Below are 14,253 nucleotides of genomic sequence, written 5' to 3'. Positions count from 1 at the left end.
AACTCGGAAAGCTCAGACCGAAAGGGCTCCGCACTGGCCAGGTGAATGGCGCACGCAAAGCCGCCGACTCCGCCTCCGGCTTGATGAACTTGAGCTGCGCGCAGGAGTCCAGGTTGCTCACCTGCGACGGTCGTTGTCGCGATCCTCGATCAGCAGGTCGGACAGACTGTCGAGTTCGGGTGCCAGATCCGCCAGCAGATCAGGCATCCCGAGCTCTGTCGGTGCAGTCACCTCACCGGAGCCCAAAAGACGTTGAAGCGCCGGACTCGCGTTCTCATGCACCAGGCGCCTCCGAGGGGTCACCACAATCATCTCGCCCGCTCATGTAGTTACATCAAGCGCGGCGGCGGGAGATTTCGTAGAGGGTTACGCCGGCGGCGATGCCGGCGTTGAGGGATTCGGTGGCGCTGGTCATGGGGATGGAGACGATCAGGTCGCAGTTCTCCCGGACCAGGCGGGCCAGGCCTTTGCCCTCGGAGCCGATGACCAGGACGATCGGCTCGGTGGCGGCCTCGAAGGCCGGCAGCTCGACGGCGCCGTTCATGTCCAGGCCGATGACCAGCAGGCCGGCGTCCTTGTAGGCCTTGAGCGCACGGTTCAGGTTGCCGGCGCGGGCGACCGGGATGCGGGCGGCGGCACCGGCCGACGTCTTCCACGCCGACGCGGACATCGACGCGGTACGGCGCTCGGGTACGACCACGCCATGTGCTCCGAAAGCGGCCGCCGACCGGGTGATGGCGCCCAGGTTCCGCGGGTCGGTCACGCCGTCCAGCGCGACGATCAGCGGCACCTCCTGCGCGTCGTACGCCCGCTGCAGCAGGTCGTCCGGATGGGCGTACTCGTACGGCGGGATCTGCAGCGCGACGCCCTGGTGCGCGCCACCGGCAGTGACCCGGTCGAGCTCCGTCCGCGGCACCTCGAGCACCGAAACGCCGGTCTCGACCGCGACCAGCAACGCCTCGCGCAGCCGGGCGTCCCGCTCGGTGCCCTCGGCGACGTGCAGCGCCGAGGCCGGTACGCCGGCCCGCAGCGCCTCGACCACCGGGTTCCGCCCGTAGACCCACTCGACGCTCGCGTCGTTGTCCTTGCGCGCCGGGCGGCGGCGGCCCTCGCGCTCCTTGGCCCGCTCGGCCGCCTTGGCCCGCTTGTGCGCGGGGTGCTTGACCCGGTCGACCGCCTTCGGCGTCGGGCCCTTGCCCTCGAGACCACGGCGGACCCGGCCCCCGGACCCGGCCGTCGGGTTGCCCCGCGGCTTCTTCCGGATGGCACCCTTGCGCTGGCTACTGCCTGGCACGTCAGCTTCCTTCGTCTGTAGTTGCGAGGGACCATCGCGGCCCCTGCGGGGTGTCCTCGACGACGACGCCGAGCGCCTTCAACCGGTCGCGGACGGCGTCCGCGGCGGCGTAGTCCTTGCGAGCACGCGCGGCCTGCCGCTGCTCCAGCAGCGCCTTGACCAGCCCGTCGACCACCTCGGTGAGCTCGTCGCTGCCACCGGCCCGCGAGACCCACGGCTCCGACAGCGGGTCCAGCCCGAGCACCACGAGCATCCCCCGGACCGACGCCAGCGCCTCGCGCAGCGCGGCCGAGTCACCGTCGGCGACCAGCTTGTTCCCGTCCCGGACGGTGTTGTGCAGCACCGCGATCGCGGCCGGCGTCCCCAGGTCGTCGTCCATGGCCGCGACGAAGTCCACCGGCAGCTCGCCCGCCGGATCGACCCCACCGGTCACCTCATCGGCCCGGGTGACGAACCCTTCGATCCGCTGGAAGCTCTTCGCCGCCTCCTCCAGCGCCTCGAACGAGAACTCCACCACCGACCGGTAGTGCGACTGCACCAGGTAGTAGCGCAGCTCGATCGGGCGGACCCGCTCGACCACGTTCCGTACGACGGCGCTGTTGCCCATCGACTTGGACATCTTCTCGCCGGCCGTGGTGACGAGCGCGTTGTGCATCCAGAACCGGGCGAACTTCTGCCCGACCGCGGTCGACTGGGCCAGCTCGTTCTCGTGGTGCGGGAACCGCAGGTCCAGCCCGCCGCCGTGGATGTCGAACTCGGTGCCGAGGTACTTGCCCGCCATCGCCGAGCACTCCAGGTGCCAGCCCGGGCGGCCGCGGCCCCACGGGGTCGGCCAGGAGGCGGTCCGCGGCGTGCCCTCGACGTAGCCCTTCCACAGGGCGAAGTCGCGCGGGTCGCGCTTGCCGCGCGGGTCGGCGTCCTCGGCCGCTTCCATGTCGTCGATCCGCTGGTGCGACAGCGCGCCGTACTCCGGCCAGGAGCGGACGTCGAAGTACACGTCACCGGAGCCGTCCGGCGCCACGTACGCGTGCCCGCGCTCGATCAGCTGCTCGATCATTTCGAGCATCTCCGGGATGTGCCCGGTGGCGCGCGGCTCGTACGTCGGCGGGCGGCAGCCGAGCACGTCGTACGCCCAGTGCAGCTCGCGCTCGAACTCGTACGCGTGCGCCCACCACTGGACGCCCCGCTCGGCCGACTTGGCCAGGATCTTGTCCTCGATGTCGGTCACGTTCGCGATCACGGTGACCTGGTAGCCGGAACGCTCCAGCCAGCGGCGCAGGACGTCGAAGACCACTTCCTTGTAGATGTGCCCGACGTGCGGCGCACCTTGCACCGTCAGCCCACAGTGGTAGATCCCGACCTTGCCCGGGTGGACCGGCTCGAAATCCCTCACTGCTGCTGTCGCGGTGTCGTAGAAGCGAAGTGTCACCGGTCAAGGGTAACGGGAGGCGACGCCGGTAAATAACCACCGAACTCTACGGCCGAAGGGTTGATTCTTTCCAGAGCCGGGTAAGAATCAGTTCCGAGCGCTCTGTCCGCCCCTCATCGCTCTGGAGGAAACCGTGAAGTCCGCCCTTTTCACGGGTGCCGCCGTCACTCTTGGCCTGTTACTGGCCTCGATCGGCTCCGCCCAAGCAAACGCCGCAAGCCCCGCAGCTGCCGGGAGCAGCGCCGCCGCCCATCAGCCCACCGCCCAGGCCCGTCAGCACGGGATCGAGAAGGCCGGCGACGCGTACATGGGCTGGCTGTCCAACAACACCATGACGCCCGCGACCGCCGCCCCGGCCGTGATGGCGCCCGCCGCGACCGTCGAAGGCATCGACGTGGCGAGTCACCAGGGAAACGTCGACTGGACCGCGCAGTGGAACGCCGGCCGGCGGTTCGCGTACGTGAAGGCGTCCGAAGGCAACTACTACACGAACCCGTACTTCGCCCAGCAGTACAACGGGTCCTACAACGTCGGGATGATCCGCGGCGCCTACCACTTCGCCACCCCGAACGACTCCAGTGGCGCGAACCAGGCCACGTACTTCCTGGCTCACGGTGGTGGCTGGTCGCGGGACGGCAAGACGCTGCCCGGTGCGCTGGACATCGAGTACAACCCGTACGGCGCGACCTGCTACGGGCTGAGCGCGTCCGCGATGGTCAGCTGGATCAGGGACTTCGCCAACACCTACAAGGCGAAGACCGGTCGTGACGTACCGATCTACACCAACCTGGACTGGTGGACCCGCTGCACCGGCAACAGCACCGCGTTCAACACCACCAACCCACTGTGGGTGGCCAAGTACGCGTCCTCGCCGGGAACGCTGCCTGGTGGCTGGGGCTTCCACACCATCTGGCAGTACAGCTCCACCCCGATCGACCAGGACCGGTTCAACGGAGACATGTCCCGGTTGCAGGCCCTCGCCAACGGCTAATTCGGTTGCGGTTGTCGCATAGTCTCGATCGGTGAGCTACACGCTGCCGATCGAGACCGACCGACTGACGCTGCGCCGGTACGTCGAGGACGACTACGACGACCTGCTGAAACTGCAGTCCAACCCTGATGTGACCCGTTTCCTGCTCTACGACGTCCGTACGCCGGAGCAGGTGAAACAAGCACTCACCGGCCGGCTGGCCGACGTCCCGATGGACACGGACGGACAGGCGCTCACCGCTGCTGTGATCCGGCGGGACACCGGTCAGCATGTCGGTGAGGTCACGCTGTTCGTGAACAACGCCGAGCAGCGCACCGGTGAGCTCGGGTACGTCTTCCACCCCGAGTCACACGGCCACGGGTACGCGGCCGAGGCTGCCGTCGAGCTGCTCCGGCTGGGGTTCGAGGAACTCGGCATGCACCGGATCATCGCCCGGCTGGACTACCGCAACACCGGGTCGGTGAAGCTGCTGCAGCGCCTCGGCCTGCGCGAAGAGGCGCATTTCGTCCGGAACGAGTACCTGAAGGGCGAGTGGACCGACGAGCTGGTCTACGCCATGCTCGCCGACGAGTGGAACAAACGCTCGTAAGTATTTTTCCGCGCCACGCCGCCCGCTGACAGCAACTGCCGCCAGGGCTACCGTCGTTTACATGACCACCGCCCGTTCCGTCATCGCGCTGCTTCTCGGCGCGTTCGTGCTCACTGCCGGCGCATTGCCGAGCCAGGCAGTCAAGGTCGCGCCCGACCGGCAGATCGCGTACCGCGGCTGGACGTCGGCCAGCGACTTCCAGGCCGGCGAACAATCCGGCACCACCGTCACCGGCGATGCGCTCACCATCGGTACGCCGGCCGGCACCAGGTCGTACGTCGACCCGTTCGGCGACGGCACCGCCAAGACGTACGACCAGGCCAGCTGGGTCTCTCCGCATGTCAGCACCGGCTTCGGGCTGACCGAGCTGGTCGCGTCCTGGAACGCCACCACCCCACCCGGCACCTGGGTGGAGGTGTCGATGGCAGGTACTACCAACGTCGGCGTTGCCACCAAGTGGTACGTACTCGGCCGCTGGTCCAGTGGGGACAACACCGCGGCCGGAGACATCCACCGGACCTCCGTACCGAGCCAGGGCGACGCCAACGGGTCGGTAGCCGTCGACACCTTCCAGGCCGCGTCCGGCGGGTGGCTGGACCGCTGGCAGCTCAAGGTCACGCTGTACCGGCTCAGTGGCACGACACAGTCGCCGGTAGTCCGTTCTGTCGGTGCGATGGCGTCCCGGCTGCCCTCCGACAAGAAGGTTGCCGCCAGCCCCCTTGGCGGCGCAGAGGGCATGGTGCTGGACGTACCGACGTACTCCCAGGAGACGCACATCGGTCACTACCCGCAGTGGGACGGCGGTGGTGAGGCCTGGTGCTCCGCTACCTCGACTGCGATGGTGCTGGACTACTACGGCGCCGGACCGACACGTGCCGAGACCGCATGGGTCGATCCGTCCGACCCCGACCCACAGGTGGACCACTCCGCGCGGTCGGTGTTCGACTACTCGTACGACGGCGCCGGGAACTGGCCGTTCAACACCGCGTACGCCGGGAGCCGTGGGGTGGATGGCTTCATCACCCGACTGCGTTCTTTGACCGAGGCAGAGCAGTTCATCAAGGCTGGTATCCCACTGGTCGCTTCACTGTCGTTCAAGAAGGGCGACCTGCCCGGAGCGGGCTACGGGACCAACGGACATCTGATGGTGATCGTTGGCTTCGACAACAACGGCAATGTGGTCGTGAACGATCCGGCGTCGCACCTGATCCCCAGTAACGATCAGGTGCGGACGACGTACGACCGGACCGCGTTCGAGAACGCCTGGGTGCCGCACTCGGGTGGACTGGTCTATGTGATCCACCCGGACGGGCTGCCGCTACCAGCGCCGTCGGACCCGCAACACAACTGGTAACAGACGACAGAGCCCGTCACGCCGGGGCGGCGTGACGGGCTCTGTTCTGTACTACTACCGGGCGAACAGTGCGCCGGTCAGGCTGGTCGTCAGGTTGCGGAGCGAGTCCGGCAGGTACTGCAGGTGCCAGCCGCGCGGACCGTGGTACCAGGGGAAGCCCTCGTCCTCTACGCCCGGCGTGGTGTCCGTCGCGACCAGTGCGTCGATCCAGCGCTCGGACCCGCCGAGCACCACCGCGTACGGCAGGGCGCGGGAGCACAGTTCAGCGTGCTGATCGGTCGGCAGCTCGCTGACGTCCATCTCCAGCAGCTCACCGCGGATCGCGGCGACCTGACCGAGGACGCGGCCGGCCGCAGGTGCCTTGGCCGGCATGTAGCGGCCGACCACGAGCAGACCGACACCGAGCAGCGTGATCGCGATACCCAGCAGGCCCCAGGTCGACAGCAGCGCGAGCAGCACAGTGGCCACCACACCGACCACGGTGGTCGCGATACCGATCGTTGCCCACAGCGACCGAGTACGGTCCGGGCGCTCGGTGAACCAGCCGCGCTTGACGACACCGTCGTACAGGGCGTCCTGCACCTGCTCGAGGTTCTCGCGGACCTGTCGGCCCAGCTCGGACACCAGCACCGAGTCGGAGTCGCCGAACAGCGCCCGGATCAGCACGTTCTCGTAGCGGTGCAGCTCCTCGGCCGGAGCGTTCTTCACCCGGCGCAGCTCCCAGTCACCCCGGGCGAACTCGCTCTGCCGCTCCAGCTCGGTGATGGTGATGTGACCACGGACCGCCAGGTCGATGATCGTCGCGGTCACGTCGACCGGGTCGATCACCTCGTCGATCAGCGTGCCCACCTCACCCGGCCGCAGGTCGGACGGAGGCGTGAAGTCGATCCGCGCATCCGTACCCAGGCTGAACAACGATGCCGGGACGACGCGACGCGGGTCGACCTGGTCGCGGCCACGCAGCCGGTACAGCACGAACAACGCGATCGCACCGAGCAGCAGCAGCGCCAGTGCGGTGATCAGCTGCGCCGCGTCGGTGGAGAACGCCCGCTTGAAGGTGTGCCGGTACTCGACGATCGAGTTCGCCGCGATCTGGCCGTCCGGGAAGCCGACCGACATCTTCACCGTGTTGCCCGGCGGCAGACCGGTCTGCTGGAAGGTCGGGCCGGACGTCTCACCGATCTGCGCGAGCGTGCACGGAGTGTTGCTGTCCAGTGCGCCCGCGAAGCAGGAGACGTGGGTGACCTCGGGGACGCTGAAGACGATGTTCGCCTGCTGGACCGGGAGGTTGATGCCGGTCAGCGGCACGAACTCCACCTCGGTACCGTTCAGGGACTTCGACACCGCGCCCTTCACGGTGTAGCTGAACTCCAGCTGGGTGGTACCGCTGGTGACATCCGGTACGGCGATCGAGGTGACGTCGCCGTCCACCTTCAACTCGGCCTTCTTCTCCTGGCCGCCCGCCTTCACCTGCAGGTCACCGACCTCCTGCACGTGGTCGATGTCGTTCGGCAGGTGCTCGCGGGTGACGATGAACCGGTTGAAGGTCCCGTTCACGTTGCTGAGCTTCCAGGTCTCGGCGACCCGGAGCAGGCCGTCCCGTTCGACCCGGACCTGGCTGTCGTAGTTGGTCACCACCGGATCGGCGGCAGCGCTCGTGACGGCCGCGCCGGCCGGTACAGCGGTCAGGCCGAGCAGGCCGAGGGCACACAGGGATAGCCCGAGGAGACGTAGACGCATCGCCCAATCACACCGTAGAAAGAGGGTCAGGTTGACACCGGGCACCCTAACCGCTGGCCAGTGTCAGCCCCGCACCCGCCCGGAACTTGAGCCAACGCTCCGGTAGCGTCCTGCGTGTGTCAGGCAACCAATGGGGTCCTCCGCCCGGAAACCAGTACCCGCCACAGCAGCCGCCTCCACCCTGGCAACAAGGCCCCGGGTACAACGGCCCCCCCGGTCCGCCTGGGCCGCCGTTCGGCGGGCCGTATCAGGGGCCGCCGTATCCGGGGAACGGGCCGCAGTTCGGCTGGGGCAGTGGACCTGGTGGCCCTGGTGGTCCTCCGCGGCCGCCGAAGAAGAAGGGCGGCAAGGGCGGCCTGGTCGCACTCTTCGTGATCGTCGGCGTACTCGTCGCCGGTGCGGTCGGCCTGAAGATCGTGTCGTCCGTACTGAAGAGCAACGACGACCCGTCGTACGCCCAGCCGACGACCACCTCGTCGTACAGCCCCACGAACGAGCCGACCACCGAGCCGTCCGGTCAGCCGACGAACGGGGCTACCACCCGGCCGACCGCTCCGCGCACCACCCAGCAGCCGGTACCGACGGTCACCCGCTCCACGACCACCAGCAAGCCCACGACGAAACCCGGTCCGAGTGACACCGACCTGGTCGTGCGCAACAGGCTGTACAAGGTCGGTGCGATGCGCCCGGTGAACTGCAAGGAGTCCGGCTCACGGCCCAGCTCCGCAGCCGGCGCACGGGCCAACTACAAGAACCTGTGGGGCTGCCTGAACAAGGCGTGGGCCCCGATGGTCGCGAAGGCCGGCGGCCGGTTCCGCCCGCCGAACGTGGCGACCTTCACCGGTACGGTCCAATCGCCCTGCGGATCGATGCGCGACACCGGGCCGCCGTTCTACTGCGGCACCAACGACACCATCTACATGAACCTCACGCAGGACGTGGGGAACTACAACCGGTACCAGCAGTCGTACAGCAAGGTGTGGGCGCGGATGTGGATGCTGCACCAGTTCGCCCACGAGTACGGGCACCACGTGCAGAACATGACCGGGATCCTGTCCGCGTACAACCGCATCCGGTACGAGCGGGAAACGTACGCGAAGGGGCTGGAAGACAGCCGGCGGCTCGAGCTGCAGGCGTCGTGCTTCTCCGACATCTTCATCGGGTCGAACCGGCGGACGTACCCGGTCACCGGGAACGCACTGGTCCAGTGGAAGTGGCTGATCGCCAACACCATCGACCTCGGGCACGACCACGGTGCGCCGCCGATCCACAAGTACTGGGCGCAGCGCGGGTGGGACGCCCGGAACCCAGTGGCGTGCAACACGTTCGCCGCGTCCGCGAGACAGGTGCAGTGAGGCCTGCTCCACGCTCGTAGTGGTCTACTTCGCAACGACTGGCCGGGATAGCTGGCCTGGCCGGTCCGGATCGCGCAGAGTATGCCGCAAGATATGTCAGGGGGAGGCAGCTTCGGCACCTCACCAGCCTGCAGCTACACCCAGCAAGGTCGTGAGGAGCAGCAATGTCGGACAACTGGAACCAGCCCCCGGGAAGCGAACCGGCTGACCCCCAGCCACCCCGCCCCCCGGAAGCAGGAACCGGCGACAACCACAACCCCGAGCAGTCGAACGCGGGGCAAGGCGCCGAGCGGCCGTCTACGTGGTGGACGGGCGAGACCGAGGCGAAGCGAGAGTTCCAGAACCCGACGCAGGGCGAGCTACCACCCAACAACTGGTTCGACGGCGGCTGGGAAACCAACCGCCGCGAACACCCAGACCAGTCCCCCACGCAGCAACAGCAATCAAGCCAACGCCCCCAGCCGCCCCGCCCCAACCCCACACACCCGCAATCCGCCCAGCCCCAGCCGGGGCAGCCGCAGTCCGGCCCGGGCCGGCCAGCCCAACCACCACAGAACTCCTGGCAGTCAGCTCCCACCCAGCCCAGTCCGTCGGGTCAGTCCAGTCAGTCGCAGCCGGGGCGCTCGCAGTCCGGCCCCGCCCGCCCGGGGCAGCCGCCGCAAAGCTCCTGGCAGCCCGGCCCGCCACAGCCCAACCAGTGGCAACCAGCACAACAGCCCGGCCGCACCACACAACCAGGTCCCGCGCAGTCAGGCACTGGGCAGACAGGTGCAGGACAGGCAGGTCCCGCACAGTCGGGTGCTGGACAGGCGGGTGCTGGACAGGCGGGGCCCGGACAGTCGGGTGCTGGACAGGCAGGCACCGGCCGGACCGGCGCTGGGCAGGTAGGTGGTGGGCAGTGGCAGTCGGGGTCTAGTGCTTGGCAGGCGGGGCCGCCGCAGCCGGCGCCTCGGCAGCAGAACGGGCCGCGGTCTGAGGACTCTTACTTGTGGGGTTCTCCTGGGCAGGCACAGCAGTCGGGTCAGCAGCCTGGGCAGACCGGTGGAGAGCAGTCGCCCTGGAGCCAAGCGCTGGGTGGACAACAGCCCGGACAGCAGGGCGGTGCACGCCACTCAGCACCCCAGAACGCCCACGGCGGGCCGGGTGGGCCCGGGGACCGGAGCGGGCACGGCGGACCAGGCTCACCGGGCGGACCAGGTGGACCGGGTGGGCATGGCGCAGCAGGTAGACCTGGTGGGCATGGTCCGGCAGCGGGTGGGCCCGGTGGGCAGATTGGGCCTATGGGGCAGCCGGTGCAGCAGGGGGCTGATTGGCAGTATCCGCCGATTCCTATTCCGCAGCCGCCGGGTGGGCGCCGGCGGAAGCCCAAGAAGATTTCTCGCGGGCTGCTGATCGGCCTGGTGGTGCTTGCGGTGCTGGTAGTCGGCTCCGGCGTCACCCTCCTCGTACGCGGCCTCAGCGGCGACAAACCGGAAGCCAACCCCGCCCCCACGGCACCCGCATCAGAATCCCCGTCACAAACCCCGTCCGAAAGCCCGAGCACGCCCAGCGCGCCGCGGGGCCCGACGGCTGACGAGGTGGTGAAGGGCAGCAAGCTGTACTCGATCGGCCCGGTCGCGGCCTCCAAGTGCGTCGAGCCGCCGAACGCCCCGGTCACGGTCCCGGCGTCGCAGGCCTACTACGCCCGCCTCCTGCGCTGCCTGAACTACACCTGGTACGTGGCGATGAAGAAGCAGAACCTCCCGTTCCGCGTCCCGAAGGCGGTCGTGTACGTCGGCAACACCCCGTCCCCGTGCGGCATCCAGCGCAGCGTACGAGCGGCGTACTGCGCGGCGAACGAGACGATCTACCTCCCCTTCACCGTCGACAACAAGTACTACAAGTCGAACCCGCAGTACGCCCGCGCGATCATGCTCAACACGTTCGCGCACGAGTACGGGCACCACGTGCAGAAGCTGACCGGGATCCTCAGCTCGTCGATGACCCGCCAGAAGAGCATGACGCCGAACCAGAAGCTGACCGAGAGCCGCCGCCGCGAACTCCAGGCGACCTGCCTCGGCGCGGTGTACCTCGGCGCCAACGCGGCGTTCACGCCGATGAGCGGCCCGCTGCTGACCAACTGGCGGTTCCTGATCGCGCACTCCGGCGACGACTACTCGCGGCCGCGGGTGCACGACCACGGCAACCGGGTCAGCAACTACCAGTGGTCCGTCGCCGGTTTCAACAGCAAGCAGCCGAACTCCTGCAACACCTTCACCGCCGCCGACATCCGGGTCAACTGACCCAACCGAAGCCGGCTTCTGAAGTTCGGACACCAGCCGGTAGACGTTGACACCCTCCCGGCGCGAACCCTCCTGACCGGGACCGAAGAACGGGTAGTGGTCCGTCCAGGAACCGCTGAACGCGGGTGCTGCACGCTCAGCACGCGGCGGAGCTAACGAGGACTACCCGTCCTTCGGTTCCTGGCGCGAACCCTGGGTCTAGGCGCCGAACAGGCGCCGGGCGGTGGTCAGGGTCCCGCCGAATGTGGTGACGAAGTTGCTCAGCGACTCCCCGATGTCGGACAGGTGCCAGTTGTCCGGTCCGGAGTACCAGCCGATGCCGGCGTCGGGGTCGTCGTCGTCATCGGTCGCCGCGATCTCCAGCGCCCACTTCTCGGTCAGCCCGAGCACAGCGGCGTACGGAAGGCAGCGCGACGCGAACTCCAGGCGGTGGCTCTCCGGCAAGTCGGCCGAGCTTTCGTTGGCCAGGTAGTGCTGCAGGCCGGCCACCCGTCCCAGCACGGCCGCCCCACGCGCAGTACGCGCCGGTGCCGCCTGACCGATCAGCGCGAGCACCACGCCGGCAGCCATCACCGCGAACCCGACCAGACCGAACTTGCTGACGATGGCCAGCACAATGGTCAGCACCACGCCCGCACCGAGCAGCACCAGACCGGCAGTGGTCCACCGGTTCCGGTCGGCGTCCGGGCGGCTCGTGAACCAGCCCTGCGTGACGACATCCGAGTACAGCTCCTCGCGGACCACGTTGAGTCGCGGCCGCAGCGCCGGGCCGAGTGCGGAGACAAGGACGGCGTCGCCGTCCGCGAACACCGCGTCCAGCAGCGCCTTCTCGTACGGCAATAGCTCCGGACCGCCCTGGTGCAACCGGTGCAGCTCCCAGTCCAGCCGGCCGAAGTGCGAGTCCCGCGGCTGCTCGACGATGGTCAGGTAGTTGCGTACGGCAAGGTCCAGCAGCGTGGCGGTGATGTCGACGACGTCGGCGCTCTCGTCCACCACCGTGCCGACCTGCCCCGGCCGGATGCCGTCCGGCGCGGCGAACTGCGGCCCGTCGGTACCGTCCAGCACCGGCCGCTCCGGTCCACCCGGACCGACCTTCGCGGCGTCCCGGCCGCGGAAGAACCACATCCCGACCGCACCCAGCAGGCCGAGCCCGAACACGATCCCGGCCAGACCGGCAGTACTCGAGTCGACCGTGAACGCCCGGCCGAGCGACCAGTGGTTCGCGTACTTGGCGTTCGGCTGCACGGTGGCGCGGTCGCTCAACCCGGTCAGGAACGTCACGCGGCCACCCGCCGGTACGCCGTTCTGCTCGATCTCCAGCTCCGCCGACTCGGCCAGCTGGGACGACGTACACGGCATGCTCGACCCGATCCGGCCCGCGAAGCAGGTCACCCAGGTCGCGAACGGTACGTTCACGTTCAGCTTGGCGGCCGGGATCGCCGTGCCGAAGCCCTGCACGACCGGCCAGCTCACCTCGCGGCCCTCGATCGAGTCGGCGACCACGTTGTCCACGGTGTAGCTGTAGACGATCTTCGACTGGCCCGACACGTTCACCGTCAGCTTGCGGCCGTCGTCGGTGCTCTCGTTCTTGAAGCCCTGGGCCGGCTGTCCGTTCACCGTCGCGGACACGTCCTTCAGCCCGTACGTCCGGTCCCGCTCGGAGTCCGACCGGACCTTGGTCGCCAGCGTCCGGCTGAACGTCGCACCTCCCGCGGTCAGGTCGACCGTCTCCTTGACCTGGAGCGCGCCGTTCTTGGTCAGCGTCGCGTCCGCCGTGTACGCCGTGATCTGGTCATCCGCCTGACCGGCCGCGTACGCGGGCACGGGGCCGGCAGCAACAAACCCGGCCGCGACGAACAGGGCGGCGACCGGGGCGGTGAGGGGGATCAGCAGGGCAGCCGGAAGGAGGCGGCGCTTCGGTGACATGGGTCGAGAGTAGTCTCGTGCCGGTTCGTGCAGCGAACTCGACAGACCGGCAGGTACGACCACACGGAGGCCAGAGCTGTGAGCAGCCCGTACGGCTACGGTGGCCCCCAACAAGGCCAACCGCAAGGCCCACCACAGGGCCCCTACCAAGCGCCGTATCCACAGCAGGGCCGGCCACTCGGCCCGCCGCCCGGCGTCCTACCGCCACCCCAGGGCGCACCCTGGCCACCACAGCAGGGCCAGTACCCGCCGATGCAGGGCCAGTACCCGCCGCAGGCCCAGTACCCAGGTCAGTGGGGTCAGCCCTACTACGGCCCCGGTCAGTTCAACAGCTTCCACCCGCCGCGCCGCCGCGGCGGTCCGCTCCGGCTGATTCTGATCGGCTCCGTCCTGCTGATCTTCATCGGCGTCTCGGTAGCAGTCCTCGCGGCTCTACTCGGCAAGCAGAGCACCGACACCACCGCTGAGCCGGAGGTGTCCGGTCCGTCGATCGTCCCAACCGCGACCACCAAGCCGGAGAAGGGCACCGCCGAGGACTTCCTGCTGAACGCCGACATCTACCGCACCGGTTCCCTGGTGGAGCAGAACTGCAAGGCGGCGCCGCTCGGCAACGGCAACCTGGCGGCCCAGAAGGTGTACTACACGAAGCTCTTCAAGTGCCTGAACGACGGCTGGCGGCCGATCTTCCATGACCTCGGCCAGGACAAGCCGGACCCGGGCCTGGTCGTCTTCGATCAGCCGGTCAAGACCCCGTGCGGCAACTTCGAACCGCTGTCCGGCCGCGTGCTGGCGTTCTACTGCTACGGCAACCAGGTCATGTACGTGGACGTGAAGCAGATGAACCGTGCCTTCGGGCCGAAGCAGGACCTCGCGTACCTGATGACGATCGCGCACGAGTACGGCCACCATGTACAGGGTGTGAGCGGGCTGTTCTACGCCCGGATGGCGTACCTGCAGGACCATCCGGAGCAGAAACTCGAGAGCTCCCGCCGGAACGAGGTGCAGGCGTCCTGCTTCGCCGGGGTCTTCAGCAAATCGGTCGAGAAGTCGTATCCGCTGTCCAACCGGCTGGACGAATTCAAGGAACAGTCGAGCAACAGCTTCGGCGATTCACCGGACTCGCCCGAGGACGAACGCACCCACGGCCAGGCGACCACACAGGGCTTCTGGATTCAGAACGGCTTCAACATCGGCGCCAACAAGGCCTGCGACACGTACGCGGTATCGGCCGACCTGGTGAAGTAGCAAGCGATTGATGGACTGTCCCACGTGTTCGCTTCGCGTTATCGAAGT

The 14,253-nt window shown here is 68.3% G+C and carries 10 protein-coding genes; 6 read left to right on the top strand and 4 right to left on the bottom strand.

The features are described 5' to 3' along the window. Positions 1-334: 334 nt before the first annotated feature. Positions 335-1,294 (bottom strand): 23S rRNA (guanosine(2251)-2'-O)-methyltransferase RlmB, encoded by a 960-nt coding sequence (rlmB, locus tag ABD260_RS14450; RefSeq protein WP_344233999.1) that lies wholly within the window; start codon positions 1,292-1,294, stop codon positions 335-337. 1 nt (position 1,295) lies between these two features. Then, positions 1,296-2,723, bottom strand: coding sequence for a cysteine--tRNA ligase (gene cysS / locus ABD260_RS14445; RefSeq protein WP_344233998.1), 1,428 nt, complete (start codon positions 2,721-2,723; stop codon positions 1,296-1,298). Between the two features lie 133 nt (positions 2,724-2,856). On the opposite strand from cysS, the gene ABD260_RS14440 reads away from it, so the two are divergent. The 3 genes from ABD260_RS14440 to ABD260_RS14430 all read left to right on the top strand — a co-directional run bounded on the left by ABD260_RS14440 (position 2,857) and on the right by ABD260_RS14430 (position 5,657). Continuing rightward, complete coding sequence (locus tag ABD260_RS14440; protein WP_344233997.1) at positions 2,857-3,714, top strand: lysozyme; 858 nt, start codon at positions 2,857-2,859, stop codon at positions 3,712-3,714. A gap of 31 nt (positions 3,715-3,745) precedes the next feature. Then, positions 3,746-4,303, top strand: a complete 558-nt coding sequence (locus ABD260_RS14435) for a GNAT family N-acetyltransferase (RefSeq protein ID WP_344233996.1) — start codon at positions 3,746-3,748, stop codon at positions 4,301-4,303. A gap of 61 nt (positions 4,304-4,364) precedes the next feature. After that, positions 4,365-5,657, top strand: a complete 1,293-nt coding sequence (locus ABD260_RS14430; RefSeq protein ID WP_344233995.1) for a peptidase C39 family protein — start codon at positions 4,365-4,367, stop codon at positions 5,655-5,657. Between the two features lie 54 nt (positions 5,658-5,711). Here ABD260_RS14430 and ABD260_RS14425 read toward each other — a convergent pair whose 3' ends face one another. Continuing rightward, entirely contained in the window at positions 5,712-7,397 is a 1,686-nt protein-coding gene (locus ABD260_RS14425) for a DUF2207 family protein (protein WP_344233994.1), read from the bottom strand. Between the two features lie 116 nt (positions 7,398-7,513). Between ABD260_RS14425 and ABD260_RS14420 the strand changes: the two genes are divergently transcribed. Continuing rightward, on the top strand, positions 7,514-8,752 hold the full coding sequence (locus ABD260_RS14420) for a neutral zinc metallopeptidase (RefSeq protein ID WP_344233993.1): 1,239 nt from the start codon (positions 7,514-7,516) through the stop codon (positions 8,750-8,752). A 1,280-nt stretch (positions 8,753-10,032) separates the two neighbouring features. Then, positions 10,033-11,034, top strand: coding sequence for a neutral zinc metallopeptidase (locus tag ABD260_RS14415; RefSeq protein WP_344233992.1), 1,002 nt, complete (start codon positions 10,033-10,035; stop codon positions 11,032-11,034). Between the two features lie 198 nt (positions 11,035-11,232). On the opposite strand, the gene ABD260_RS14410 is transcribed toward ABD260_RS14415, so the two are convergent. Next, positions 11,233-12,960: a DUF2207 domain-containing protein gene (locus ABD260_RS14410; RefSeq protein ID WP_344233991.1), complete on the bottom strand. Its 1,728-nt coding sequence runs from the start codon at positions 12,958-12,960 to the stop codon at positions 11,233-11,235. A 252-nt stretch (positions 12,961-13,212) separates the two neighbouring features. On the opposite strand from ABD260_RS14410, the gene ABD260_RS14405 reads away from it, so the two are divergent. Then, positions 13,213-14,205 carry a neutral zinc metallopeptidase gene (locus ABD260_RS14405; RefSeq protein WP_344233990.1) on the top strand — a complete coding sequence of 331 codons (993 nt, stop codon included), beginning with the start codon at positions 13,213-13,215 and terminating at the stop codon, positions 14,203-14,205. The last annotated feature ends 48 nt before the right edge of the window (positions 14,206-14,253 follow it).

Source organism: Kribbella hippodromi (genome assembly GCF_039531045.1).
Classification (GTDB): Bacteria; Actinomycetota; Actinomycetes; order Propionibacteriales; family Kribbellaceae; genus Kribbella; species Kribbella hippodromi.
This window is presented reverse-complemented; position numbering and strand designations above follow the sequence as displayed.

Coding starts and splice junctions, on each gene's coding strand:
- ABD260_RS14415 (WP_344233992.1), top strand. CDS start 10,033: ATGGGGCAGCCGGTGCAGCAGGGGGCTGATTGGCAGTATCCGCCGATT.
- ABD260_RS14425 (WP_344233994.1), bottom strand. CDS start 7,397: ATGCGTCTACGTCTCCTCGGGCTATCCCTGTGTGCCCTCGGCCTGCTC.
- ABD260_RS14405 (WP_344233990.1), top strand. CDS start 13,213: ATGCAGGGCCAGTACCCGCCGCAGGCCCAGTACCCAGGTCAGTGGGGT.
- ABD260_RS14430 (WP_344233995.1), top strand. CDS start 4,365: ATGACCACCGCCCGTTCCGTCATCGCGCTGCTTCTCGGCGCGTTCGTG.
- ABD260_RS14410 (WP_344233991.1), bottom strand. CDS start 12,960: ATGTCACCGAAGCGCCGCCTCCTTCCGGCTGCCCTGCTGATCCCCCTC.